Here is a 26649-nt window from a genome sequence, read left to right on the forward strand (position 1 = left end):
GGATTGTCGCGCGAAGTTATTTCGCAGGCTCGGTCTTGTTCAGAACCTGTGCAATGGTCGATTTGACCACACGCACCTTGACGCCTTCAGCGATTTCAACCTCGATCTCGTTCTCGCCTTCCTTGACCTTGGACACTTTGCCGATCATCCCGCCCTGGGTGACGACCTGATCGCCCCGGCGCACGGCATCGACCATCGCCTGATGTTCCTTCATCTTCTTCTGCTGCGGACGTATCAGCAGGAAATACATGATCGCGAAAATCAGGATCAGCGGGAGAAACTGGGCGATTGCGCCACCTTCCATGGGACATTCCTTTTACTTTGGATCGCGGACAAGTTCCGCAAATTTGGCGGGAACCTATGCTTTGAGGTGTCCGTTTGCAAGCAAAGGCGGCGGTGTAACCCGTCCTGATTGTGTCACCGTGTCGAAAGATGTTTCCAAGCGTTGCAGATATACCCTAGGAACGACGGTCAGGCGGGGTATAGTCAGGCCGTGGGGGTCACAATGAATCAGCTATATAAACACCTGCAAGCATTAAAAGTTTTGCTGATCGCAGCCCTGCTGGCTTTTGCCATGTCCACTGCCGGACAGACACAGGAAGCACCCCCCGAAATTCTGGCCCCCGAGACCGATGAAACGGATGTTTTCAAGGCCCCGGTGGTTGTCGACGGCGAAACACTGTTCTTTCTGCGCGGCTCAAGCGCATTGCCGGCATCGGAACGGGCCGAGCAGGTTCAGAAGATTATTGTCGAAGTCGCCGAATCTTCGGAAGACCCCGAAGTCGACATTACTTTCGAAAAAACCGATCTTGGTACACGCATTTTCGCTGATGGCGTCAGAGTTTCGATCGTAACCGTCGCCGATGCGGAACTGGACCAGATGGAACTGGACGTTCTCAGCCTTCTGCATGGCGACGCGATAGAAGAGGCGATTGTCGACTACCGTGCGAACCGGACGGACCAGGCGCGCGTGTCAGGCGCGATCGAGGCATTAGCCTGGACTGTCGGCTTTGCATTGTTTGTCATCATTATCATGTGGCTACACCGGCGCATACGACGACGCACCCTAAAGCTGGTCAAGCGCTATCTCAAGGACGTCGAAACAGCGACCGCCAAAAGCGTTCAAGCCGAAGCGATTGCAGCCCTGATCCGATACGGCCTGAATTTCATCCTGCTGGTTATCTTCTTTCTGGGCTTTTACTACTACCTGTCCTTTGTCCTTCTGGCCTTTGCCGAAACCCGGTATTTCGCGCAACTGCTGCTGACCTATCTGACGGAACCTGTCCTGCTGATCTTCAAGGGCATCCTCAGCTATATCCCGAATTTGATCATGCTGGGCCTGATCGCCTGGATCACCGTCTACATCATCCGCGGCATGAGGGTGTTCTTCGATGCGGTCGAGGCCGGGTCCTTCGAAATGGGCGATTTCGAAAAGCACTGGGTGAATCCGACATTCAACATTGCCCGTGTCATCGTGATCCTGATCGCGCTGGTCTTTGCCGTGCCCTACATTCCGGGCTCGGATTCGGCCGCGTTTCAGGGGCTGACCATTCTGGTCGGCGCCATGCTGTCGCTGGGTGCGAACTCGGTCGTGTCGAACATGCTTGCTGGCCTGTTTGTGATTTATCGCCGTTCAACTTCGATCGGGGATCGCATTCAGATTGGTGACCATATCGGTGACGTGGTGCAGATCAAGTTGATGGAGACGCATCTGAAATCCATCAAGAACGAGCTGATCTCGATCCCAAACGCGCAGCTGATGAACTCGGATGTGGTCAACTTTTCCAAACAAACAGATGGCAGCGGCCTGTTGCTGCACACCACTGTCGGCATCGGCTATGAAGAGCCGCCCGAAAAGGTCGAGGCGATGCTGATCGAGGCGGCCAACCGTACCAAAGGGATCAAGTCCAAGCCCGTCCCCTTTGTGCTGTGGACCGCGCTGGCCGATTACGCGATCAACTACCAGATCAACGGGTACACCACACGCGGCAGCATCATCCCGAAAATCCGCTCGGATCTGCATCGCAATATCGTGGCCGTTTTCAACGAAAACAGTGTTCAGATCATGACGCCCTCTTATATGGCCGATCCACCCGAACCGAAGATCCCTGCCGAGGCTTGGGACGGCCATCTGGCGCATGAAGTCACCGAAGAGGAAGAGAAATAGTCCGGGCGTCTTGTCCCGGCTACACCCTCCCCGCGAGATAGTGCATAAGCGGTTCCAGTGATTCACGTATTCAAGGATCTGAACAATGCACGACATCCGCGCCATTCGCGAAAACCCAGCCGCCTTCGACGCCGCACTTGCGCGCCGTGGGGACGCGCCGGTGTCGTCGGACCTGCTAAGGCTGGATGAAAGCCGACGCGCCAAGATACTTGCCGCCGAGACCGCCCAGGCCGAGCAGAACAAGGCCAGCAAAGAAGTCGGCGCCGCCAAGGCGCGCGGCGACGAAACCGAGTTCGAGCGTCTGCGCGCACTGGTGGCCGAGAAAAAGGCCGAGATTGCCCGGATGCAGACCGAAGCCAAAGATCTGGACGCCCTGCTGACCGACCAGTTGGCGCGCATTGCCAACGTCCCTGCCGACGACGTGCCGCAAGGCGCGGATGAAAACGAAAATGTCGAGGTCAATCGCTGGGGTACTCCGCGTAATTTCGCATTCAAACCCAAGGAGCACTACGAAATCCCTGCCGTTGCCGCAGCCATGGACTTTGAAACCGCCGCCAAGACCAGCGGCAGCCGGTTCGTGAACCTGTCGAAAGGCGTCGCCCGCATTCATCGCGCACTGGCGCAGTTCATGCTGGACACGCATATCGACAAGAACGGCCTGACGGAAATGCAGACGCCCGTTCTGGTGCGGGACGAGGCGATGTATGGCACCGACAAACTGCCCAAATTCGGCGAGGACAGCTATCAGACAACCAATGGCTGGTGGCTTATTCCGACATCCGAGGTCACGCTGACCTATTCCGTCGCCGGTGACATTCTGGAAGAAAGCGCCCTGCCTATACGCATGACCGCACACACCGCCTGTTTCCGGTCCGAAGCCGGAAGCGCAGGCAAGGACACGGCAGGCATGCTGCGGCAACACCAGTTCGAAAAAGTCGAGATGGTCTCGATCACCCATCCCGACAACTCGGATGACGAGCAAAAGCGTATGCTGCGCTGCGCCGAGGATTTGCTGGAGCAATTGGGCATCCCCTATCGCACTGTGGTTCTGTGCACGGGTGACATGGGCTTCGGCGCACGCCGGACCTACGACATCGAGGCATGGCTGCCGGGGCAGGATGCATACCGCGAGATCAGTTCGGTTTCGACAACAGGGGCCTTTCAGGCCCGCCGCATGAACGCGCGTTTCCGCCCCGAAAGCGGAGGCAAGCCGGAATATGTTCACACCCTGAACGGTTCGGGTCTTGCGGTTGGGCGCTGCCTGATTGCCGTCCTGGAAAACGGTCAGAATGAAGACGGAACCGTCACCCTTCCGGATGTCCTGGCCCCTTACCTGGGCGGCAAGCTGACTTTGCAGACGGACGGCACACTGTCCTGAAACAAAAAACCGGCAACCGTCTGATACGGCGCCGGTTTGCGAAACAAGTCGAGGCGGAGAGGGACTACTTCTTCGCCTTTTTCTTTTCCTTCTTCTTTTTTCCCTCTTTTTTGCCGGACTTCTTGGCGGCGTCTTTGCCCGACTTCTTGGCAACGTCTTTCTTTGCCTTGTCCTTTTTGGACTTTGCCTTCTGTTTGGCCTTTTTGGACTTGGCCTTCACTTTATCTTTCGCCTCGGAAAAGGCCGCCTCCATCTCGAGCCGCTTCTTGGCGGCTTTTTCGGCTTTGGCCTTGGCTTTGGCCTTTTTTTGGGCTTTGGCTGCTGCCTGTTCCTTCGCAGCTTTTTCTTCGGCCGCCTTGCGCGCCTCTTCTTTTGCCCGCTTTTCAGCGGCAGCCGCCGCTACGGTTTTGCGGGCCGCAGGTTTTCGGGCCGGTGCGCGCCGGGTCGCCGGCTTGGTCCCAGTTGGCTTGGCAACAGCTTCCTTGGCGGCTGCGATCAGCCTTTGCGCACGTGATGCACCTATGTGCGGGATTTTGACCAGATCAGCGGCGTTTGCCTTGGCGATGGCTTCCGCAGTTTTGAAACCATTGTCGCTCAATGATTTTGCAAGCGCCTGGCCCACACCTTTTATTTTGGTCACTGCGGTCATTATTGGTCCTTTCCAATTCTTCACTCGAATACATATATACGTTGGATGTACATCAGCCCAACCCCCTGACAGTTAGGCTCACCAGCCAGACGTCAGCCGCTATGAGCCAGATCGCCTGTCGAGGCCTTCCTGGGGAACGGAACAAGGCGTTTGGCATCCTCATCCCAGAGCTTAAGGTTCAGTGCTGCCACCGCCTCGCGAAATTTGATCCGCCGCGGGGTAAATTCAGGCGGAAGGTTATAGTGGCAGGCGCGCAGTCGATAGGACGGGATGCGCGCGTTGAAATGGTGGATATCATGCAGCGTGATGCAGGCGACTGCATTGTCGAACCACCAGCCGAAGTCCAGTGCTGAAGACCCCTGCAAAGCGGCAACCTGTGGGTCCAGATCCGGGCGGCGATCCCAGTATGTGTCTTCAAAGTTATGCTGAAGATACACAAGAAACACCCCCAGCATTCCGCCCAACAACGAAAAAACCAACCAGACCAGAATCCCCGTTGTCCCGGCCACATAATAAAGCAAACCCAGAAACACGATGATCGACAGATTGTGCAACAGCACCCCACCTGCCCCAAATCGCACGGTGTTCTTGGGCCAGCGATAGCGAATGAAGTAGGTGAACAGCGCACCAACCGGCACGAGGATGAACGGATTGCGATAAAGCCGGTAAAACAGCCGCGTTTTCCAATCGGCACCATTCCATTCCCGCAAGGTCATGGTGTGAATCTCACCCGTCTCTCGATGTTCCAGATTGCCAATACCGGCGTGGTGCAGATTGTGGTTCTGCTTCATCACCTCGAAAGGTGCAAAGGTGAAGGGTGACAAGCCATGCCCCGCCCATTCGTTCTGTTGACGCGTCTCAAACAGGGAATGATGGCCGCAATCGTGCTGCAACACGTAAAGGCGCACTGCCGAAAATGCGAAAACAATGCCGGCCGGGACCATGACATACCACCGGTCCACGAAGATGATCGCCAAAGCCAGCGATGTGAAATACACCGCAAAGGTCCCAAAATAGCTTAGGCTGGCAAGCCGATTGTCCTGAACCGCATATCGGCGGGTATATTCCCTGAGATCCATAACCGTCCCACTTTCCTCTGTTGGCCGGTGTGAACGTTCATCGTCAGATTATACACGAATAGTCTCAAAGCAAGACCGGCGCAGGTAATTGTTATGCTCCAACAAAGGCATAGATAGCATTTTCTTTCAGACATTGTCCAAGTGATCGGGGAAATCCGCTCAAGTCTTTGCCAAGCTGTTCCGTCACCGGCGCCGAGATTGACCCCACGGCACCTTTGTCTCGCATTCTCAAGATCAAAACTGACGGCGCCAGTACGAACAAATATCGCGATGTTTTTATCTTTTTTGACTCATGTCCGCGCTTGACCGAAAATCGGGGCCGCGCACATCGCAATTTTCATGAACCGGCCGAAGCGTACCGAGTCTTTGGAATCGGGCACATATCAAAAATCCATGATCCGGTACGGCTACATCAGCCGAACCTGACCCAAGGATCAGCCGCGACCCTTCAGGTGCTTTGCCAGGGCCCCGGCGTTTTTCTTGCGCCGCCCCTTGTATGGGTTCTTGTCTCCTTGCCCACGCAGGGTTAGCCGGATTGGTGTGCCGGGCATGTCGAAATCCTCACGCAATCCGTTCACCAGATACCGCGAATAACTGTCCGGCATCTTGTCCGGGTGCGAGCACATGACCACGAACCCAGGCGGGCGGGTCTTGGCCTGGGTCATATAGCGCAGCTTGATCCGACGTCCCTGCGGCGCAGGCGGCGGGTGCTGTTCCAGCATGGCTGCCAGCCAGCGGTTCAAGGCTGCGGTCGGCACACGGCGATTCCAGACGTCGTGGGCACGCAGGATGGCGGCACGAAGACGCTCAAGCCCCCTGCCCGTTTTCGCTGAAACGGTGATCAGCGGGGCACCACGCAACTGGGGTAACAGCCGCTCAAAGGATTCTTTCAGATCGCGCAGTTTTTCCTGCTTGTCCTCTTCGATGTCCCATTTATTGACCGCGACCACCACGGCGCGCCCTTCGCGTTCGGCCAGATCGGCGATGCGCAGGTCTTGTTGTTCAAACGGTATGGCCGCGTCCAGCAGAACCACCACGACCTCGGCAAACTTGACCGCGCGCAGCCCGTCCGAGACGGACAGCTTTTCCAGCTTCTCCTGCACCTTGGCCTTCTTGCGCATTCCGGCGGTGTCAAAAATCCGCATCGGCGTGCTGTTGCCATCGGGATCGGCCCAGTCGATCCGCAAGCTGATGGCATCGCGGGTAATCCCGGCTTCGGGACCGGTCAGCAGACGATCTTCGCCCATAATCTTGTTGATCAGAGTGGATTTTCCGGCGTTTGGACGACCGACAACAGCAACCTGAAGCGGTTTCGCATCGGTGATCAGGCGCGCTTCGCCTTCGCCCTCTTCGTCCAGTTCCACATCCGTCACAGGCGCTTCATCGGCCTGTTGCTCAGCCATCGCATCCGCCAGCGGCATGAGGTGGGCGTAAAGGTCGGTCATTCCTTCGCCATGCTCGCCCGACAGGCGCACGGGCTCTCCCAAACCCAGATTATAAGCCTCAAGCACACCGGCATCCGCCGCGTTCCCTTCGGCCTTGTTGGCCGCAAGGATCACATGTTTGGATCGTTTACGCAGGATTTCCGCGAACATCTCGTCCGTGGGTGTCAGCCCCACACGCGCATCGATCATGAACAGGCAGACATCGGCCATATCCACCGCGCGCTCGGTCAAACGGCGCATCCGCCCCTGCAGACTGTCATCCGTTGCATCCTCAAGACCCGCCGTATCGATCACGGTGAATCGCAGATCGCCAAGCCGCCCTTCGCCTTCGCGCAGGTCACGTGTCACGCCGGGCTGATCGTCGACCAGGGCCAAGCGCTTGCCCACAAGGCGGTTGAACAGTGTGGATTTGCCCACATTCGGGCGCCCCACGATAGCGAGGGTCAGCGACATGATACTCAACTTTCAAGACTCAAGGTGCGCCCTTTAGCGCATCTTGCCGTCAACGGAAAGCGTGCAGTGCACCTTTGGTGGACACGATATACAAAGTGCGCCCCGCAACAACGGGCGACGCGGTCGCCCCGCCGGGGACTTCGATCCGGTGAACCAGGGTTCCGTCAACCGGGCTGTAAAAGCGCACGTACCCGTCATTCGAGGCCACAACGATGCGCCCGCCAGCAAGGATCGGACCATAATGCGCAAAGATCGCCCCGCGCCGTCCGGGCTTGTCCTTGACAAATCCGGGCAGGTCCTGCGCCCAGATCACCGATCCGTCTGTTGCGTTCAGTCGCACCAACTGGCTGCGGTCGCTGATCAGGAAGACGCTGTTTCCGACCGGCCAGACCGTATCAACCGCACCTTCGTTGGCGGTCCATTTACGTTCTCCGGACCCACCTTCCAGTGCCACGGTCCGGCCCGAGTGGTTCCCAATGTAGATCGTGTCCCCGGTTACCATTGGCCCCCCGGTGACATCAACGATCCGGGCCGCCGCGCGACCACGACGTCCGCCCGCGACCGAAGCGTTCCAGCGGCGGATGCCGCCCCTGCGGAACGTCGCGGCAATATCACCGGATCCGAAAGCAAAGACCGCGAGGTCCGAGGTCAGCGCGGGCGACGGTGCCCCAAGCACGTTCCCAACGCTGGGTGTTCCTTCGACCTGCCAGGCAATACGGCCATCCTTGGTATTCACAGCCCAGCCAGTCTCATCCCCGGCGACGACGTAAAGCAACCCGTCTTTGACCAGCGGCGCACCGCTGCCGGTTGCGTTCAGCCGTTTTTGCCAGCGTTGCGCGCCGGTCTTGGCATCCAGCGCCGTGAGGCGACCAAACCCGGATGAGACGTACAAAACCCCGTCGGCATAGGCCATTCCGCCACCTGTCGCGTCGGAATCACCGTCGCTTGGGGGGATAAGGTTGGTGCTCCAGGCGACCTGCCCCTGAGGTGTAACGGCCGACACTGTGGCTCCGGAATCGAGGGTATAAATCAGCCCGCCAGCAACAACTGGTTCCGCTGTAATCCGTTTCTTGCGGGAATCGCCTTCGCCAATCGAAGTGGACCAGATGCGCTGCGGCGCTGAGCTGAGCGCGGCGTTTGTGGTTCGGAAAGCGGCTGTGCCCGGACTTTGCGCCCAATTGGCGTTCGATGTCTGCCCCGGCAGGCTGATCGGTTTGGACCCACGGGTTTCAACAGTTTCGGTATCGGACGCAGGACGGATGTCTTCGCGCTCACCGGGCAGAATGACTTCGGGTTCCTGACAGGCCGCAAGCATCGTCAGGGCAATCGCCGCCAATGGCAGTCCAATGCGGGGGAATAGTCTCGTTACCATGATGTTCCGAACTCGCCTGTCGTCATTCTTGTTTCGCTGTCTCAATCAGCCTTGCTGGGCGACCAGTTGTTCCGGTTCGCCCCCCAGCGCCACGATCAGCTGGGTCGCACGCTGCTGCAGATCGACACCAACTTCGGCATCCTGCCGCAGCGCTTGCAGACGATCAATCGCGGCGGCGGTGTTGCCCTCGGCGACATCAATCAGCGCAAGCTGTTCTTCTGCCAACAGACGCAGCGGCGCACCGGGCGCGGCCAGTGCCTCGAATTGCAGGCGACGCTCGTCCGCCGAAAGGGTTTCACTTTGCAACAACAACGCCTTGAAGCTCGCGATGGCGCGATAGATTTCGGGCAGATCAGCTTGCGTCGCAACCGCGTTCAGGCTGGTCACGGCATCCTGCGCCGAACCGGCCTCGTTCTGCGATGCGGACAGCAGCATTTTCAGGACTGCGTCCCCACCCGGCGATTGCGTTTGTATCCCGCTTAGACCGGCGGCACGTTCGGCGGAATCATCTTGCGACAGCGCCGCAAGAATTTCATCGCCCAGCGCCTGCGCCTGACTTGTAATGCTGGCTTTGCGATATTCGTTGAAAGCGGCCCCGCCTACAATAAGTACAACCGCCGCAATGCCCACCCAGCCCCAGCGGCGCAAAAGCAGATACAGCCGGTCGCGGCGCACCTCTTCTGTCACCTCATCAATGAAACTGTCGACGTCGCTCATCCCTGCCCCCAGGCTTAGTGTCCTGTCATATTAGCGCCATGTCATACCCCGGCACCACGTCCAAGCCAAGGGTCCGATTTCGCACATTTTCACCGGCTTAGTGCGCCCTTGCGAAAAAAACTAAACCGAACTATTCAGTTCAGTATGGAAATGGCCTATGCCGGACCCCATTTTGAGGCATAAGCGCCAGTGAAAATCTGGCAATGAATCCTAGGAGAATTTCTGCATGCGATTGATTTCATTCGCAAACGCGCTTTTGGTAATTGTTGCATTATACTTTTTAGTGTTCGAAAGGGACGCGCTGTTCGCCTTTGCTGGAAAAGATGACGTAACGGAAGCACAAGCCGCTGAAGGTGGTGAGAGCGCGGAAGCTGCCCAAAATCCGGATGCAATCAAGGTCGTAGCCTTGCGGTCATCGGCGCGCGAGATCGACAGCGCAGTGCTTTTGCGTGGCCAGACCAAGGCGAACCGTCAGGTCGAAGTGCTGGCCGAAACGATATCGACCGTTGTGTCAGAACCCAAGCGCAAGGGCACTTTTGTCGAGGCCGGAGATCTTTTGTGCGAACTCGACCCTGGCACCCGCCCGGCCAGCCTGGCCGAAGCGATGGCGGGCAAGCTTGAGGCCGAAAGCCGCATCCCCGAAGCCGAAGCCCGGCTTGCAGAAGCACATGCGCGCGTGGCCGAGGCCGAGATCAACCTGAAAGCGGCGCGTAAGCTGTCTGAAACGGGTTTTGGGTCGGAAACACGCCGGATTTCCAGCGAAGCGGCCATGAGCACCGCTGAAGCAGGTGTGAAATCGGCCGAAGCGGGTCTGGAGGCCACTCGCGCCGGAATCGAAGCTGCCGCGGCCGAGGTGAAAGCGGCCCAGCGCGAGATTGACCGCCTTACCATCGAAGCGCCGTTCCGTGGCCTGCTGGAAAGCGACACAGCGGAATTGGGCAGCCTGATGCAGCCGGGATCGCTGTGCGCAACCGTCATCCAGCTGGATCCGATCAAACTAGTGGGTTTTGTTCCCGAGACCGAAGTGAACCGGATCATTGTGGGGTCCGAGGCTTCGGCCAAACTGGTGACCGGTCTTGAGGTTACGGGCCGTGTGACATTCCTCAGCCGTTCCGCCGATGAAACCACCCGGACCTTCGAGGTTGAGATCACCGTTCCGAACTCGGAACTGGCCATCCGCGATGGCCAGACCGCTGACATTCGCATCGCAGCCGAAGGCGCCAAGGCGCACCTGCTGCCGCAATCCGCATTGACGCTGAACAATGAAGGCCAATTGGGGGTTCGCACAATTGCAGCGGGCAATGTAGTCGACTTCATGCCTGTTCATCTGCTGCGTGACACCGCAAGCGGTGTCTGGATCGACGGATTGCCTGAAACGGTGGATATCATTGTCGTTGGGCAGGAATTCGTGACCAAAGGCGTCAGTGTCGCGCCGACCTACCGGGAATTGTCGCAATGACGGGTATTGTCAGTTGGGCCGCCGACAGAGCCCGAATGGTCCTGGCCTTCATCGCGATCTCGTTGATGGTCGGCGGGTTTGCTTATGTCAGCCTGCCAAAAGAAGGCGAGCCGGATATCGAAATTCCGGCTCTGTTCGTCTCGGTTTCGTTCCCCGGCATTTCGGCCGAGGATTCCGAGAACCTGCTCATCAAGCCCATGGAAACCGAACTGGCGGATCTGGACGGTCTGAAGGAAATGACCGCCACCGCCGCAGAAGGCTATGCCGGGATTGCACTTGAATTCGACTTCGGCTGGGACAAGACCGCGATCACCGCCGATGTCCGCGACGCGATGAACAGCGCACAGGCTGATTTCCCCGACGGTGCCGAGCAATATTCGTTGAACGAGATCAACTTCTCCGAATTTCCGATCGTCATCGTCAACCTGACCGGCGCGGTTCCCGAACGCACAATGGCCCGTGTTGCCAAAGACCTGCAGGATGATCTTGAAGCGCTGGATTCCGTTCTGGAAGCCGGGATTGCCGGCAATCGGGACGAACTGCTTGAAGTGGTGATCGACCCATTGCGGCTTGAGGCTTACAACGTCACCGCCGCAGAACTGATCAACGTTGTGCAGAACAACAACCAGCTGATCGCTGCTGGTGAGGTCGAGACGGCGCAAGGCACATTCTCGGTCAAAATCCCTTCGTCCTTCAAGACGGCGCAAGATGTTTACGGGCTGCCGGTCAAGGTCAATGGCGACCGCGTTGTCACGCTGGGCGAACTGGCGCAGATAAATTACACCTTTGAAGACCGTGAAGGCACTGCCCGGTTCGATGGTGAGGCCACCGTTGCCTTGCAGGTGGTCAAGCGCAAAGGCTTTAACGTCATCGACACAGTCAACGAGGTCAAAAAGGTCGTTGCCGAGGCTCAGAAGATCTGGCCACCGGAACTGGCGGCTGCGGTCGATGTGGGCACGTCGAATGACCAGAGCCGTATCGTCGGCTCGATGGTCAGTCAGCTCGAAGGATCCGTCCTGACGGCCGTTGCGCTGGTGATGATCGTTGTGCTGGCGTCGCTGGGCACCCGTGCGGCGCTGCTGGTGGGTTTTGCGATTCCGACCTCGTTCCTGCTGTGCTTCGCCTTCCTGGCCATGATGGGCGTCAGCATTTCGAACATGGTTATGTTCGGCCTGATCCTTGCGGTCGGGATGCTGGTCGACGGGGCCATCGTGGTGGTCGAATACGCTGACAAGCGCATCAAGGAAGGCGTTGGCCCGATGCACGCCTATGTCGAGGCGGCACAGCGGATGTTTTGGCCCATCGTGTCATCGACGGCGACCACGCTTTGTGCGTTTCTGCCCATGCTGTTCTGGCCCGGCGTTCCGGGCGAGTTCATGAAGATGCTGCCGATCACGCTGATCTTCGTTCTTTCATCCTCTCTGATTGTGGCGCTGATCTATCTGCCCGTGATGGGCGGTGTTTCGGGCCGGTTGAGCCGGACTTTTGACCGCACGTCGAACTGGCTGCGCGCGCGAACCCGCTGGTGGGTACGCGCCGTATTGGTGCCGCCATCGCTCTACCTGATTTTCCTGGGTGCGATGCAGGTTCTGAACCCGACCTATATGCTTCCAATCGGCGGCACCGCAGGCAGTTTGTTCGGCGCGTTCCTGTTTCTGACGGGCGCTTTTGCGGGGTCGGTTACGCTGAGCGCGGCAAAGATCGAACGCCGCGAAGACGACCATGTGCATACGGCCAAGGAACACACGGCCTTTGGTTACGTGGTGAAATTCCTCGTCGGAAATCCGATCATGCCGATCATCTCGATCGCGGTGATCGGATTTGCCGTTGTGTCGGTGATGACTGCCTTTTCGAACAACAACCGCGGCGTCGAGTTTTTTGTCGAGACTGAGCCCGAACAGTCCACCGCGTATGTCCGCGCCCGTGGCAACCTGTCTCTGGCGGAAAAAGACGCACTTGTTCTGGCCGCTGAACAGACCATCAGCGCGCACCCGGCTGTTATCAACGTCTTCGCCTTTGCCGGTGAAGGCGGGCTGAACCAGAACACCGGTGGCGCGCAGGCCCCCGGCGACACCGTTGGCCGCGTGCAATTCGAAATCATCCCGTGGGAAGACCGCCCGAACGTGTCAGAGCCGATCCTTGGCGGGCTGTTTGACCGTCATTTCATCGATCCCAAATACGACGGTGATAGGGTGCTTGAGGAACTGACCGCAAGTCTGGCCGAACTGCCCGGAATCATCGTCGAGCTTCAGCCGCTGGATCAGGGTCCGGCCTCGGCCAAACCGGTGCATCTGCGCATCAAGGGCAACAATTGGGAGGAGTTGACCTCAGCAACACTGTCGGCGCGTGAGGCGTTCGACACCACCCCCGGTCTGGTCCGGATTGAGGACACCCTGCCCCTGCCCGGCATTGACTGGCAGATCGACGTGGACGTGGCCAAGGCGGGTCGGTTCGGGGCCGATGTGGCGACCGTGGGCGCGATGGTGCAGCTGGTCACACGCGGTATCCTGCTGGGTGAGATGCGCCCGGACAATACCGACGAAGAAGTCGAGATTCGTGTGCGTCTGCCCGAAGAAGACCGCGTTCTTTCGACGCTGGATTCGCTGAAAGTCCGCACTTCGGATGGTCTGGTGCCACTGTCGAATTTCGTAACCCGCAAGCCGGTTGAAAAACTGGCCGAGATCAACCGCATCAATCAGGAACGGTATTACGACATCAAAGCGGATGTAGAGCCCGGGCTGAGCAAGGTCGTTATCACCGACGCGGACGGCATTGAACAAAGGCTGGCCGTTGTCCGGGCGGTTGCGGAAGGCGCGGAGCCTAAGGGCGCGACCCTGACCAGCCCCGATGGTGAGGCGTATGAGATTGTCGAGCTGACCAGCAACCAGAGCGCCGCGGATATCCGGTCTGCGATCGAGGATGGCGACGCGCAGTTCTCGCTGATCAACCCCAATGAACGGATTGCCGTCCTGACAGAGTGGTTGGACACTGGACCTTTTTCGAAAGCAGTCAGCTGGGAATGGACCGGCGACCAGGAGGAACAGGAAGAATCCGGTGCCTTCCTCGTGAATGCGTTCATGGGTGCACTGGGTTTGATGTTCGTGATCCTGCTGGCGCAGTTCAACTCGTTCTACAACTCGGTGCTGGTGCTGCTGGCGGTTGTTCTATCCACAACCGGGGTGCTGATCGGAATGATGATCATGCAACAGCCGTTCTCGATCATCATGACCGGGACGGGCATCGTGGCGCTGGCCGGGATCGTGGTGAACAACAACATCGTTCTGATCGACACTTATCAGGAATACAGCCGCTACATGCCCCGGATCGAGGCCATCGTCCGCACCGCCGAGGCGCGCATTCGTCCGGTTCTGCTGACCACTTTGACCACGATGGCGGGTCTGACACCGATGATGTTCGGTCTGTCGCTGGACTTCATCAACGGCGGTTATTCCATCGACAGCCCCACCGCCCTGTGGTGGAAACAGCTTGCCACTGCGGTTGTCTTTGGCCTGGGTATCGCGACCGTACTGACACTGATCGTGACACCATCGCTGTTGGCGCTGCGAGTCTGGGTGGCGACCTACACAATCTGGCTGGGCAAGGCACTGGCCCGCGCCTCGGCAGGCCACGCCAGCCGGCTGGCGCAGGATATGGCCATTGGACGGGCGGCGCGAAAAGCGCAGGCGACCGAGGTTATCTGGGAGGACGATGACGTCACAGACGCTCTGTCCGTGGTCAAACCGGACCAGGCGTCGGATCAGCCACCTAATCCGCCTCTGAAAGCAGCAGAATAAAGATCATGGGCCGGCCAACACCGGCCCTTTTCAATTCTGCAATCGTGTCCAGGTCTGATGGCCACAAAGGTGATGTTCACATCCTTTGACCTTGAGCGTGTCGCCCTGCAACGTCATCTGAGGCACCGCCTCGACATCCAGTAGTGGCACCCAGAACTCTCCGCCGCCATATGTGCCCGAACCTTCGCTGGACACATCCCAGAACAGTTTCTTCCCGATATTGGGCGTCTGCACCTCTTTTCCGGATTTGTCATAGGCCGACAAAATCTGACCGCAAAACTTGTCGCCACACGCCGTAATCTTGATGTGCGAGATCAAGTCCTTTCGATCCGGCTCGGTCTTCCAGACGCCTTCTATCGGATCAGCTGCGGCCAGTGTGGGAAGGTTGATAGCCACGGCAAGTATGCCCGCAATTGTGCCTTTTCGAACAAATCGACGCATCGGAAATCTCCTGTATCAACAGGCTTGTTTTATCACAAAATCATCCTGCCGGACACAACGCGCGTCAGGCAGCCTGCGTGTCCGATTGCTGCCGGTTCCATAGCTGCGCATAGCGCCCGGCTCGAGAGAGCAACTCGTCATGCGTGCCCTGTTCCAGGATCTCGCCCCGTTCCAGCACAACGATGCGATCCGCTTCGGCAATCGTGCTCAGTCGGTGGGCAATGGTCAGCACAGTGCGCCCCTCTCCCGCCCGCGCCAGTGCGTCCTTGATGTCCTGTTCGGTGTCGGTATCCAGCGCCGAGGTCGCCTCATCCAACAGCAGGATCGGCGGATTCTTCAGCAAGGTGCGCGCGATACCAACGCGCTGCTTCTCACCGCCTGAGAGTTTCAGCCCCCGCTCGCCAACCTTTGTGTCATAGCCGTCAGGCAGGCTGGCGATGAAGTCGTGTATCTGAGCAGCTTTCGCGGCCTCTTCCACGTCGGGCTGGCTGGCTCCTTCGCGGCCATAAGCAATATTGTAGCGGATCGTGTCATTGAACAGCACGGTGTCTTGCGGCACGACACCGATGGCCGCGTGCAGACTGGTCTGACTGACATCGCGGACATCCTGTCCGTCGATTTTCAGCGCGCCACCGGTGACATCGTAGAACCGGAACAAAAGCCGCCCGATAGTCGACTTGCCGGACCCAGTCGCCCCGACGATGGCAACGGTCTGCCCTGCCGGTACGGTCAGGGATACCCCTTTGAGGATTTCCCGGTCGGCCTCATACCCGAATCGCACATCCTCGAGCGTTACCTGGCCGCCATTCACCTTCAGATTGGGTGCACAAGGCTTGTCGGTTACTTCAGCGGGCTGTTCGAGCAGATCGAACATCTGCCCCATATCCACCAGAGACTGGCGGATTTCGCGATAGACCGTGCCCAGGAAATTCAGCGGTACGGTGATCTGGATCATGTAGGCGTTCACCATCACGAAATCGCCCACCGTCAGGCCTCCGTTCTGCACGCCGATGGCCGCAAGAACCATGACACCGATCAGCCCGCACGTGATCAGGAAGGACTGTCCAAAATTCAGAAAGGCCAGCGAATAAGCGGTCTTGAGGGCGGCCTTTGCATAAGCCTTCATCGAAACGTCATACCGTTCGGCTTCGCGCATCTCCGCATTGAAATACTTGACGGTCTCGAAGTTCAGCAGGCTGTCGATCGCGCGCTGATTGGCTTCGGTGTCCTGATCATTCATCTCGCGGCGCAGCTTGACCCGCCATTCCGTCACCGCGAACGTGAACCATATGTACAGTGTGATGGTGACGGCGACGACAACCAGGTACCACACGTCGAACAGCCACATCAGGATGATCGCAACCAGCAGCAGTTCCAGGATCAGCGGCCCAATCGAAAACAACAGGAACCGCAGCAGGAACTCTACCCCTTTGACGCCCCGCTCGATAATCCGGCTCAGACCGCCTGTTCGGCGTGTCACGTGATAGCGCATGGACAATTGGTGGATGTGCTGGAAGGTTTCCAGCGCAAGCGCACGCAAAGCACGCTGTCCAACCGGCGCAAAAGCCGCATCGCGCAATTGCTGGAAGCCAACGGTCATCATCCGCGCGACGCCATAGGCCACTGTCAGCCCGACAGCACCAAGCGCTATGGGCGGCACACCTTCGCCCGCCAACGCATCGACCGCGCCCTTGTACAGAATCGGCGTATATACCGCGATCAGCTTGGCCACGACCAGCATCGTCAGCGCCAGAACAACGCGGCGCTTAACCCATGGCTCATCATCGGGCCACAGGTAAGGTGAAACCTTTCGGATCGTGCGCCAGCCAGAGCGCCGTTCGTCAGGTTCTGACCCGTTATCAGATTGCATTGGGGCTGTCCGTCGCTTCACGTGTCTGTCCTGAGATCAGAAATAGGCCCCCGCCCCCAAAAGGGCCAGAGCCGGGTGTTCATTCGGGGATGGTAAAGATTTGACCCGGATAAATCAGGTCCGGATCGCGGATCGAGTCGCGGTTGGCCTCGAAAAGTTTGACGTAGAGAATACCGTCACCAAAACGTTCCCGCGAAATCGCCCAGAGTGTGTCGCCTTTCTGAACCGTGACTGACCGGATTGCGGCGGTTTGGCTCTCGGCATCCGCTTCATCCAACTGATCAGCGGCCTGCAGCGTCTCGATTGGTTCTCGCTTGAATGGGGTTTCCAGCCGACTGACGACAGTTCCGTCGGGGGCCACTTCATCCACCCGCAATGTATAGATACCTGGGTCGATACCCTCGATCTCGCCCCGCCATTTTCCGTCTTCCGCGGACGGAAGATCGCCGACAAGGCGGTTGTCCAGATAAAGGCGCACAGCCGATCCGCCCTGCGCACGCCCTGTCAGCTCGACTTCGCCGGTTTCCGAATAGCCAATCGTATCCAAAGCAATCTGATCCGGCTGCTGAGTTTGCGTCGCCGGAGGCTGCACCAGTTCGACACCTTCTTCACCAGACCGCAATACGGCGACCTGCTGATCCTGAGAAGCCTCGGCTGCCGGTTCAGATACTGTGGGTTCAGTTTCTGCCTGTTCAGTTTCTGCGGTATCGGTTTCGGCGGTTTCAGTATCTGCTGTTTCGGATTCGGGCTGGGGCTGATCCTCAGAAGATGCCTCTGCCGTCTGCTCCTCTTGCGAAGTCAAAGGCTGTTGGTCTGTTCCCGTGTCTTCCGCTGCTGCGGTCTCGGTCGGTTCGGGTTCCGTGACTTCCACTTCGGATGCACCGGGCTCAACCGTTTGCGCTCCGGCATCCTCTGACGGTTCGGCCGAAGCCACCTCGGTCTGTTGCGGCTCGGGCGCGGGCAGCGCCGCTATCAGGTAATCATCCGAACGCGACGCCGTGGCTCCGTCGGATGTCTCCAGCACCAAGCCCCTTGCGATATCGGAGAACGGGATCACCAGAAACTCGGCAAATTGCCCGCTGGCATCGACCGTGAAGCTGTGCACAGGCTCACCATCCAGCAACACGCGGATTTCGGAACCCGGTGCGGCGGTGCCGGACAACAGGGCGTTCCCGTCCGTTTCGATAAAAACCTGATCCAGAGCAGGCGCGATGACCGGCGTGGGCGCAGGTTCAACTGCCTCCCCGGTCTCAGCCTTTTCCTCGCCCGCTGGTTCCGGTTGGCTATCGCCTTGCCCGGCCTGATCTACAGACTGCTCAGGCTCCGCCGTTTCCGCAGGCTGCACAGACTTTTCAGCGGTTTCTTCTGCTTCGGTGGTGACATCTTCCTGTGGCGCTTCGGCAGCGAGTTCGGTCTGCTGAGGCACCGGAGTGTCCTGTTCATCGCCAAAAATGCCGGACAGATACAAACCTCCCGCTCCGATCAGAGCTGCAATTCCAGCGATCAATCCCCAGAGGAAGTTTCCAGAGCTTCCGCTTCCCGACTTGGCGTCCATTCTTTTCCTTTCACTCCGCAGCGCAAATGCTTTGACTTTCACACATTCTGCCTGACGGTTGAGGCAACCTATCAATCCCGCTATCAGGGGTCAAAACCTCAGACACAAGCCCGGAGAACCCATCTGATGTCTCAGAAATCAGTCTGTGTGTATTGCGGGTCACGCAATGGCACAAATCCCGCCTATGCCGCAGCCGCCGAAGCGTTCGGCACATTGCTGGCAAATGAAGGCTGGCGTCTGGTTTATGGTGCCGGAGATGTCGGGCTGATGGGCAAGGTCGCGCGCGCGGCGCAGTCCGCCGGAGGGGAAACTTTCGGTGTCATCCCGGTGCATCTGGTCCGGCGCGAGGTCGGCAAGACCGACCTGACCCATTTCGTGATCACCGAGACCATGCACGAGCGCAAGAAGGTCATGATCATGAATGCAGACGCGGTTGTCGTTCTGCCGGGTGGCCCCGGGTCGCTGGACGAACTGTTCGAAGCCCTGACATGGCGGCAGCTAGGCCTGCACGACAAACCCATCCTGATCCTGAATGTTGATGGATATTGGGACAAGCTGCGCGAACTGGTCGCGCAGGTTATCGATCAGGAATTTGCCGATCCATCGCTAGGCGAGTTTCTGACCTGGGTGGACTCCCCAACAGGGGCCATTGAGGCCTTGCGTTCGCTTCTGACGTAACTCAGGATGTTCGGAACCCCGGGGACCCTTTGGCCTCCCGGGGAAAAAATAGTCAAGCAACCGCAGGCTTTGCCAATCGCTGACGCAAGACCTGTTCGACCTTGTGCAGCGGGTGGTTGGTCAGGGTCTTGTCGACCTCGGCGACCACTTTGGCCAGCACCTCGCTGTGAAGCCGCCGGCGCAACAGGCCCAGAACATGAGGGCTGGCGACAAGAACAAGCCGCTTGAACGCACCTTTCAGCCCCTTTCGATTCAGCAAATCCGCCACATCCTGAACGAACAAGGATTTGGCGTGGGCTTTCCAGTTCGTCTCTTCCATGGCCGACTTCTGGTTCGGCCCGGAATCGAACCGGCGTCCTGCCCTGTCCTTGGGTTTGTTGTCCGCTGTGTCCTGCTCTTCAACCGAGACGACGACAAGATTGGGATCTTCGGCGTCTGTGATGTTCTCCATCACCAGCGCCTTTTCCCCGTCTGCGATGATAACCCATGTTCCCTGTTCAATTGCGACCATAGTGATCTCCTGTATCGGCCGTTGAGGTCGCCCCCCGCCCTTTGGGCACAAGTCTTTTGTAGCGTGCCAACACTGGATTGGCGCGCTTACTGTCGCTTGTCTATTTGATTTGCAGCTCACTCCTGCCGCCTACTTTACGTAGGGTCTGCGGGGCGCGATACAATCCCGGCGAAGGCAAAAGTCGACGTATCGGCAGGTTTTCACCAGCGCTAAGAAAAGGATCAGGCCGACATTTCGATCACTGTAATCTCAGGCGTGACCCCCAGCCGCACGGGCAGGATCGAACAGCCAATACCGCCTGAAACCACCAGATCCCGCCCGTTTTCCTGCACGTGCCCATAGGCGTACCGATTGCCATAGCGGGATGGCACCACGGGCGACCAGCCAAACAGGCGCACCTGTCCGCCATGAGTATGCCCGGATAGTGTCAGTGCAACTTCCTTTGGTACTTTTGGAAAAATATCCGGTTCGTGCGCCATCATCACGACCGGCGCATCGTCCGTTACTTGGCTCAAGGTGCCCGGCAGATCATCCAGCCCCTGATACCCGCCGCCCTTGCGCCGGATAGCCCACTGATCCTCAAGCCCGGCCAGCCAGAACCCCAACGATTCCAGCTTGATCGCGGTGTTCGACAGAACCGTGATGCCTTTGCGTCCCAGCGCCTCGGCGTAGATATTCGGCCCACCACCCCGCTGCTGAGCCTGCCGGTCATCCCACCAGTCGTGGTTGCCCAACACCGAAAACACCCCGTGCGGCGCATCAAGATCAGAAAGAACGTCGGCCAGATCGTCCGGCCTGACCGGTTGCATGAAGATTTTCAGGTCTGCCGAGTAATCCCCAAGCAGCAATATAAGATCCGGCGCCAGTGCATTGGTGCGCCGCACGATCTGGCGAATGCGGTCAAGCCCGATCATCGGCTCTCCGACATGCAGATCAGCCAGAACCGCAATACGAACCGGGGGCGCAGTCCAGTCGGTTCGTTTCAGGCGCCATTTACGTACGCGCAGCCGCAGGGCCGGCTCGAAAAAAAAGCCATAAGCCGCAGTAAAAAGGCCTGCCAGCGTTACCGCCAGCAGACCCCGTATGAACCCTCGTCGGGTCAATGATTACATCCGCGATGCAACGTTTTCCCAGTTCACCAGATTGTCGAGGAAGTTCGAAAGGTAAGCCGGGCGCTTGTTGCGGAAATCAATGTAGTACGAGTGCTCCCACACATCGCAGCCCAGCAGCGCGGTCTGACCGAAGCACAGCGGGTTCACGCCGTTTTCGGTCTTGGTCACGGCCAGCGAACCGTCCGCGTTCTTGACCAGCCACGCCCAGCCCGAACCGAACTGACCTGCTCCAGCGGCGCTGAACTGCGACTTGAATTCGTCAACCGAGCCAAAGCTTTCGGTCAGCGCCTTCTCCAGTTCGCCGGGTATGGCATTGCCGCCGGGGCCCATCATTTCCCAGAACTGGTTGTGGTTCCACAGCTGGCTGATGTTGTTGAAGATACCGTTCTGTGCGACTGCGTTTGCGTCGTAAGTGCCAACGATGATCTCTTCCAGCGACTTTCCGTCCCACTCTGTCCCGGCGATCAGCTTGTTGCCGTTGTCGACATAGGCCTTGTGGTGCAGATCGTGGTGATATTCCAGTGTTTCCGCGGACATACCCTTGGCTGCCAGCGCGTCATGTGCATAAGGAAGATCAGGAAGTTCAAAAGCCATGTCGGCCCCCTGTTAAAATGTAAGTTGCGGTTCCCAAGGTTAAATGCTTTGGCAGCCGCCGCAGGTCAAGAGCCGAGACAAGAAAACCCGGAGGCAGTCGATGCTGACACAGGCGCGCAAGATGTTCTACCGCGCCCGCGGATACTATGCGGGCAACCTGAACGGCGAGCCGTTTCGCCTTGACCCCTATCATTCGAAATTCTGGCGCAAGGCGTCTGCGGGTGACTGGGAACCCGAGACCTTCGCCGTTCTTGATGAGTACCTGACGCCGGGCAGCGATTATTTGGACATCGGTGCGTGGATTGGCCCGACCGTCCTTTATGGCGCACGCAAGGCGCGGCATGTCTGGTGTTTCGAGCCGGACCCGACGGCATACCGACATCTGGCGTGGAATCTGGACCTGAACGACATTCATAACGTTTCAGCCTTTGGTGTGGCACTGTCAGACGAGTTCGGTGTGGCCCGCATGGCATCCCTGCGCGGAGAGCCCGGTGATTCCACCAGTTCATTGCTTCATGACGGCGCACATGGCAGCGATGCACTGACCATTGCGTGGGATCAGTTCGAGGCGGTGAATGATCTGTCTGACGTGTCACTGGTCAAAATGGATATCGAAGGGGCCGAGTTCTTCGTAATGCCAACCCTGTTGTCATGGTTGGAAAAGGTACGGCCTGCACTGTATCTCTCTCTCCACTCCCCCCTGTTGGCCGACGAAGATCGCCTGACCCGCACATCCGAGCTGCTGGAAAGCCTTTCCTTTTACTCCGATGTTTGTGACGAAAGCGGGCAACCGACAGACGTTCAGACAATGCTCAAACCCGAAGAATTGACACGCTATCGCGCGATTGTTCTGCACGGGTAGAATGCGACAATCCACCTGCTCACTTTACGTGCGGTTTTGCTTGTTTCTCCGAGCTAAACCTGTTTCCTTACGCCATTAACTTATTGATAAATAATATTAGAAATGAAACGACTATTTGGATTTATTGTTGCGGCTTTTGCCGCTCAGACGGCAGCAGCTGAAGATTTGACATATCATTGCAAGGTCAAAGGGTCGGGAAGGTTGGTCGCACCGGAATACTACTTTCGCATTGATCCAGAAGCCAACAAAGCGAAGGTCGTCAGTAACTACCACGACTGGATGGACGCAAATCTGAATACCCGCAGAAACAGCGATTACCAGATGAGCTGGAAAGTCACATTGCCGAGTTCAGACGGGCAGGCGGTGCGCATGCGGTATCAGGCAAACCTCGATCAAGCCAAAAACAAAATTAAAGTCCGCGGTAGCTTTGGCAATGTAAGTGCATCAAACAAACCTTACGGGACCGGAAACTGCGCGTTGGTCAAATAAAAAAGCCCCGGATGACCCGGGGCTTTCGATTCAACTGCACTTAGGCAGAGGTCAGTAAACCCCAACTTCACTGCCAGGCTGCGCCGCGACTTTCAGCAGTTTGAACACATAGTCTGCAGCGGACCGGAAACAAACCACCCGGAAGGTTTCGGTGTCATCCATCCAAAACGCACCTGCCACCTGTGCCAGACGCGAGCGCCGGATCTGGCCGGGCTGGAATGCCTCTTCCGAGAACTCGACCGGAGCCAGCTTGCCCAGTACCTCGCGTGCGCTGCCGCCCGAGATGCGGAACACTGCGCGGGCATCCGAGACGTTGACGGCCAGGGCGTGTGTGCCGCTCAGGGCATTGGTCATCGCGGCCAGCTTGGCTTCGACCTCGGCGTAGGGCACCAGCACCAGCAATTCGTCGGTCGACATCCAGCAAACGCCGGTATCGCCGTTCACCAAAGCCTCGCGCTGGCCAGGAACCTTTTGGCCCGTGGCGTCTTTGACTGCCTTGGCCAGCACCTTGTCGGACAGGTCGCCGCGCAGGGTGATCATGCCCTGCAGGCCGCATTCCTCGACTTTGGCAATGCCGTCGAAGCTTGCGTGATTCAGTGCGCTGATGGGTTCAGACATTCTGCTTCTCCCCGTCCTTGTCGTAGAAGATCGGATCCACGATCTTGGCTTTGTAGACTTTGTCATCCGTACCCGGGAACTCGACAATCTCACCCATCCGGTCGGGCCCGTGTTTGATCAGACCCATGGCGATGCCCTTGTCCAGGTTGGCCGAGTAATAGGTCGAGGTCACGCGTCCTATCATATTGCGCTGACCGTTGGCGTTGACGCCCTCGCCCACTGCGTAGGCACCATCCGGCAGAACCGATCCATCCACAGTCTCAAGCCCGACCAGTTTCCAGCGCTCAGGGTCTGCCATGTGGCTGCGCGAATGGGCGCGTTTGCCCAGATAGTCCTCTTTCTTTTTCGACAGCGCCCAGTGCAGCCCCAGATCTTGCGGGATCACGGTGCCGTCGGTCTCGTCGCCGATCATGATAAAGCCTTTCTCGGCCCGCAGGATGTGCAGACATTCGGTGCCGTAAGGCATCACGCCGAACTCTTTACCTGCCTCCATCAGCGCGTCCCAGAACGCCTGACCCTGAGAGGCCGGAACCGCGATTTCATAGGACAGCTCACCCGAGAACGAAATGCGGTAGGCGCGGCAGTTGAAGTCACCGATCTTGCCATCACGCCATTCCATGAACGGCAGCGCGTCTTTGCTGACGTCCATGCCGCCCAGCTTCTCAAGCACCTTGCGGGCGTTGGGGCCAACCACGGCGACCTGCGCGTATTGCTCGGTCACGTTGGCCACGTAGACTTTCCAGTCCCACCATTCGGTCTGCAGCCACTCTTCCATGTGCCCATGGATACGCTCGGCCCCGCCGGTGGTAGTGTGGCACAGCCATGTGTCCTCGTCGATGCGGGCAACAACGCCGTCGTCGATCAGGAAACCGTTTTCCGAGCACATCAGGCCATAACGGCATTTGCCGACCTTCAGCGTGGACATCATGTTGGTGTACATCATGTCGAGGAACTTGCCGGCATCCGGGCCTTTGACAATCAGTTTGCCCAGCGTCGATGCATCAAGCAGGCCAAGGTTTTCGCGGGTGTTCTTGACCTCGCGATTGACCGCGTCATGCACGGACTCTCCGGGACGCACGTAGGCGTAGGTCCGGCGCCAGTGGCCGACCGGCTCCCAGTCGGCGCCGTTCTTGTCGTGCCAGTTGCGCATCGGTGTTTGGCGGATCGGCTGGAACACTTCACCACGCGCTTCACCGCCAATCGCACCCATCGAAATGGGGGTATAGGGCGGGCGGAAGGTTGTGGTGCCGACCTTCGGAATTTCGGATTCCAGCGCATCAGCCAGGATCGCCAAGCCGTTGATGTTGCTCAGTTTACCTTGATCCGTCGCCATGCCAAGCGTGGTGTAACGCTTGGTGTGTTCAACGCTTTCGTACCCTTCACGCGCAGCCAGCTGGACGTCGGAAACTTTGACGTCATTCTGGAAGTCGAGCCAGGATTTCATGCGCAGTTGGATTTCGGCATTGGCAGGCATCAGCCAGACAGCTTCCATCGCCGCTTCGCCGGTAGCTTCCCCAGCCGGGGCCTTGGTGTTCTTCGGTTTGAACCCGGCCGCCTTGGCCGCCGCTTTGCCAGCGGCATGGGCATCGGACAGCACCTCGCCCAGCGCCAGCGGACCGTTCGAGGAACCCGCGGCAAGAACGAAACCTTCACCATTTGCACCCAGAGGCGGGCGCGCCGGATCAGGACTGAAATGGGCCTGCGCCTCATCCCAGATCAGCTTGCCCCCACAATGCGACCACATGTGAACCACCGGAGACCAGCCCCCCGACATGGCGACCGCATCGCATTCAACTTCTTCGCGAGCGCCCCCGATTCCTTCCTGATTGCAGATCGCAACTTTCTTGACACGTTTGCCGCCTTTGACTTTGGCGATGGCCTTGCCCGGATCGACACGGATGCCAAGCTGACGCGCCTCTTCGGCCAACGGCCCGGCAGATGTACGTGCATCGACAACGCGCAGGACATCGACACCCGCCTGTTTCATCAGGATCGCCGTGCGATAAGCGTCGTCGTTGTTGGTGGCGACGATGACACGCTCGCCGGGGGTCACGCCCCAGTTGATCACATAGTCGCGCATGGCCGAAGCCAGCATCACACCCGGCACATCATTTCCGGCAAAGGACAGCGGACGCTCGATCGCGCCTGTTGCAGTCACGATCTGTTTGGCCCGGATCCGCCACAAGCGATGACGTGGGCCTTGCGTGCCCGGTTTGTGATCGTTCAGACGCTCGTAACCCAGTACGTACCCATGGTCATAAACCCCTGCGCCCATGCAACGGGACCGCATGGTGACGTTGCCCATTGTTTCGAGTTCGGAAACCAATTGTTCCACGAACTTATCCACAGGCTCGCCATTGACAGTTCCGCCATCAACCGGAGCGCGACCGCCCCAATGTGCGGTCTGCTCGATCAGCAGAACCTTGGCACCGGATTGCGCCGCTGCTTTGGCGGCCTGAAGACCGGCCACACCGCCGCCAATCACCAGAACATCGGTGAAGGCGTAGAAGTGTTCATAGGTGTCCGCGTCCTTGGTTTCCTTGTCCGGCGCTTTGCCCAGACCGGCGGACTGGCGGATGAAGGGTTCGTAGACGTGCTTCCAGAACGGCTTGGGATGGATGAACATCTTGTAGTAGAAGCCGGCCGGCAGGAACCGCGACAGGTGAGTGTTGACGGCACCGATGTCGAATTCCAGGTTCGGCCAGTGGTTTTGCGAGATCGCGGTCAGGCCGTTGAACAGCTCGGTCGTGGTGGCACGCTGGTTCGGCTCGAAGCGGCTGCCCTGCCCGAGACCGACCAGAGCGTTCGGTTCCTCGGCCCCGCTGGCGACGACGCCACGCGGACGGTGATATTTGAACGACCGGCCCATCATCATCTGATCATTGGCCAGAAGGGCCGAGGCAAGCGTATCGCCTTCGTAGCCCTGCATCGCGGTGCCGTTGAAAGTAAAGGTGACCTGTTTCGACCGGTTAATCAGTCGGCCGAGTTTTGCGAGGCGGGTGCTCATTTTGCGGACCTTTCGCAGGTGGAGGTGTCGGAGCCTCCGGCGGGAGTATTTTTGAAAAGGTGAAGCATCAGGAGAACTCTCTCCACGTCCAGCCGGGCCGTTTGGCGGCGATGGCGTCCTTGATGTCTTGCGGCGGCTCGGAGGTCTGAGCGGTGTAGGTGCCGAACACTTCGAGCGTTTGCGTACAACGCGCGGCGTGGAACCACTTGCCGCAGCCATTGGCGTGCCGCCAGCGTTCGAAATGCACGCCTTTGGGGTTTTCACGCGTAAACAGGTAGTCGTGGAATTCGTCATCCGACGAGCCGGGGCCAAAGCGCTTCAGATGCGCCTCACCACCAGCGGCCAGTTCGGTTTCTTCGGCGTCAACGCCGCAATAGGGGCAATTCAGGATCAGCATGT

The 26649-nt window shown here is 58.5% G+C and carries 22 protein-coding genes; 7 read left to right on the forward strand and 15 right to left on the reverse strand.

The window, feature by feature from the left end:
- Nucleotides 1-16: 16 nt before the first annotated feature.
- A complete protein-coding gene (gene yajC, locus ACR0CG_RS01735) occupies nt 17-304 on the reverse strand; it encodes a preprotein translocase subunit YajC (protein ID WP_170610183.1) in 288 nt (95 codons plus the stop codon).
- Between the two features lie 201 nt (nt 305-505).
- Between yajC and ACR0CG_RS01740 the strand changes: the two genes are divergently transcribed.
- The gene (locus ACR0CG_RS01740; RefSeq protein ID WP_480522554.1) at nt 506-2167 is read left to right on the forward strand and encodes a mechanosensitive ion channel family protein; all 1662 of its coding nucleotides are present in this window, start codon (nt 506-508) and stop codon (nt 2165-2167) included.
- An 85-nt stretch (nt 2168-2252) separates the two neighbouring features.
- Entirely contained in the window at nt 2253-3545 is a 1293-nt protein-coding gene (gene serS, locus ACR0CG_RS01745) for a serine--tRNA ligase (RefSeq protein ID WP_480522555.1), read from the forward strand.
- Nucleotides 3546-3609: 64 nt separating this feature from the next.
- Here serS and ACR0CG_RS01750 read toward each other — a convergent pair whose 3' ends face one another.
- The 5 genes from ACR0CG_RS01750 to ACR0CG_RS01770 all read right to left on the reverse strand — a co-directional run bounded on the left by ACR0CG_RS01750 (nt 3610) and on the right by ACR0CG_RS01770 (nt 9260).
- The gene (locus ACR0CG_RS01750; protein WP_480522556.1) at nt 3610-4194 is read right to left on the reverse strand and encodes a helix-hairpin-helix domain-containing protein; all 585 of its coding nucleotides are present in this window, start codon (nt 4192-4194) and stop codon (nt 3610-3612) included.
- A 92-nt stretch (nt 4195-4286) separates the two neighbouring features.
- Nucleotides 4287-5273, reverse strand: a complete 987-nt coding sequence (locus ACR0CG_RS01755; protein ID WP_480522557.1) for a fatty acid desaturase — start codon at nt 5271-5273, stop codon at nt 4287-4289.
- Nucleotides 5274-5707: 434 nt separating this feature from the next.
- Entirely contained in the window at nt 5708-7171 is a 1464-nt protein-coding gene (der, locus tag ACR0CG_RS01760; protein ID WP_480522558.1) for a ribosome biogenesis GTPase Der, read from the reverse strand.
- Nucleotides 7172-7220: 49 nt separating this feature from the next.
- Complete coding sequence (locus tag ACR0CG_RS01765) at nt 7221-8543, reverse strand: PQQ-like beta-propeller repeat protein (RefSeq protein WP_480522559.1); 1323 nt, start codon at nt 8541-8543, stop codon at nt 7221-7223.
- Between the two features lie 45 nt (nt 8544-8588).
- The gene (locus ACR0CG_RS01770; RefSeq protein ID WP_170805450.1) at nt 8589-9260 is read right to left on the reverse strand and encodes a hypothetical protein; all 672 of its coding nucleotides are present in this window, start codon (nt 9258-9260) and stop codon (nt 8589-8591) included.
- A gap of 226 nt (nt 9261-9486) precedes the next feature.
- On the opposite strand from ACR0CG_RS01770, the gene ACR0CG_RS01775 reads away from it, so the two are divergent.
- Complete coding sequence (locus ACR0CG_RS01775) at nt 9487-10719, forward strand: efflux RND transporter periplasmic adaptor subunit (protein WP_480522560.1); 1233 nt, start codon at nt 9487-9489, stop codon at nt 10717-10719.
- A complete protein-coding gene (locus tag ACR0CG_RS01780; protein WP_480522562.1) occupies nt 10716-14513 on the forward strand; it encodes an efflux RND transporter permease subunit in 3798 nt (1265 codons plus the stop codon). The genes ACR0CG_RS01775 and ACR0CG_RS01780 overlap by 4 nt, the downstream gene beginning before the upstream one ends.
- Before the next feature lie 30 nt (nt 14514-14543).
- Here ACR0CG_RS01780 and ACR0CG_RS01785 read toward each other — a convergent pair whose 3' ends face one another.
- The 3 genes from ACR0CG_RS01785 to ACR0CG_RS01795 form a co-directional block, all read right to left on the reverse strand.
- Nucleotides 14544-14954 carry a DUF2147 domain-containing protein gene (locus tag ACR0CG_RS01785; RefSeq protein ID WP_480522563.1) on the reverse strand — a complete coding sequence of 137 codons (411 nt, stop codon included), beginning with the start codon at nt 14952-14954 and terminating at the stop codon, nt 14544-14546.
- A 64-nt stretch (nt 14955-15018) separates the two neighbouring features.
- Nucleotides 15019-16824: an ABCB family ABC transporter ATP-binding protein/permease gene (locus ACR0CG_RS01790; RefSeq protein WP_480522564.1), complete on the reverse strand. Its 1806-nt coding sequence runs from the start codon at nt 16822-16824 to the stop codon at nt 15019-15021.
- A 79-nt stretch (nt 16825-16903) separates the two neighbouring features.
- Nucleotides 16904-18379 (reverse strand): LysM peptidoglycan-binding domain-containing protein, encoded by a 1476-nt coding sequence (locus ACR0CG_RS01795; protein ID WP_480522565.1) that lies wholly within the window; start codon nt 18377-18379, stop codon nt 16904-16906.
- A 126-nt stretch (nt 18380-18505) separates the two neighbouring features.
- On the opposite strand from ACR0CG_RS01795, the gene ACR0CG_RS01800 reads away from it, so the two are divergent.
- On the forward strand, nt 18506-19057 hold the full coding sequence (locus tag ACR0CG_RS01800) for an LOG family protein (RefSeq protein WP_480522566.1): 552 nt from the start codon (nt 18506-18508) through the stop codon (nt 19055-19057).
- A gap of 52 nt (nt 19058-19109) precedes the next feature.
- On the opposite strand, the gene ACR0CG_RS01805 is transcribed toward ACR0CG_RS01800, so the two are convergent.
- The 3 genes from ACR0CG_RS01805 to ACR0CG_RS01815 form a co-directional block, all read right to left on the reverse strand.
- A complete protein-coding gene (locus tag ACR0CG_RS01805; protein ID WP_170676343.1) occupies nt 19110-19568 on the reverse strand; it encodes a baeRF12 domain-containing protein in 459 nt (152 codons plus the stop codon).
- Between the two features lie 221 nt (nt 19569-19789).
- The gene (locus ACR0CG_RS01810) at nt 19790-20671 is read right to left on the reverse strand and encodes a metallophosphoesterase (protein ID WP_480522567.1); all 882 of its coding nucleotides are present in this window, start codon (nt 20669-20671) and stop codon (nt 19790-19792) included.
- A gap of 3 nt (nt 20672-20674) precedes the next feature.
- The gene (locus tag ACR0CG_RS01815; protein ID WP_480522568.1) at nt 20675-21274 is read right to left on the reverse strand and encodes a superoxide dismutase; all 600 of its coding nucleotides are present in this window, start codon (nt 21272-21274) and stop codon (nt 20675-20677) included.
- A 100-nt stretch (nt 21275-21374) separates the two neighbouring features.
- On the opposite strand from ACR0CG_RS01815, the gene ACR0CG_RS01820 reads away from it, so the two are divergent.
- Entirely contained in the window at nt 21375-22136 is a 762-nt protein-coding gene (locus ACR0CG_RS01820) for an FkbM family methyltransferase (RefSeq protein ID WP_480522569.1), read from the forward strand.
- 102 nt (nt 22137-22238) lie between these two features.
- Complete coding sequence (locus tag ACR0CG_RS01825) at nt 22239-22625, forward strand: hypothetical protein (protein WP_480522570.1); 387 nt, start codon at nt 22239-22241, stop codon at nt 22623-22625.
- A gap of 51 nt (nt 22626-22676) precedes the next feature.
- Here the strand turns inward: ACR0CG_RS01825 and ACR0CG_RS01830 are convergent, their stop codons facing one another.
- The 3 genes from ACR0CG_RS01830 to ACR0CG_RS01840 all read right to left on the reverse strand — a co-directional run bounded on the left by ACR0CG_RS01830 (nt 22677) and on the right by ACR0CG_RS01840 (nt 26647).
- On the reverse strand, nt 22677-23243 hold the full coding sequence (locus ACR0CG_RS01830; RefSeq protein ID WP_170610149.1) for a sarcosine oxidase subunit gamma: 567 nt from the start codon (nt 23241-23243) through the stop codon (nt 22677-22679).
- Nucleotides 23236-26250 (reverse strand): sarcosine oxidase subunit alpha family protein, encoded by a 3015-nt coding sequence (locus tag ACR0CG_RS01835; RefSeq protein ID WP_480522571.1) that lies wholly within the window; start codon nt 26248-26250, stop codon nt 23236-23238. The genes ACR0CG_RS01830 and ACR0CG_RS01835 overlap by 8 nt, the downstream gene beginning before the upstream one ends.
- 67 nt (nt 26251-26317) lie before the next feature.
- On the reverse strand, nt 26318-26647 hold the full coding sequence (locus ACR0CG_RS01840) for a sarcosine oxidase subunit delta (RefSeq protein WP_480522572.1): 330 nt from the start codon (nt 26645-26647) through the stop codon (nt 26318-26320).
- Nucleotides 26648-26649: the final 2 nt, after the last annotated feature.

The organism is Ruegeria sp. AB8 (genome assembly GCF_056542605.1).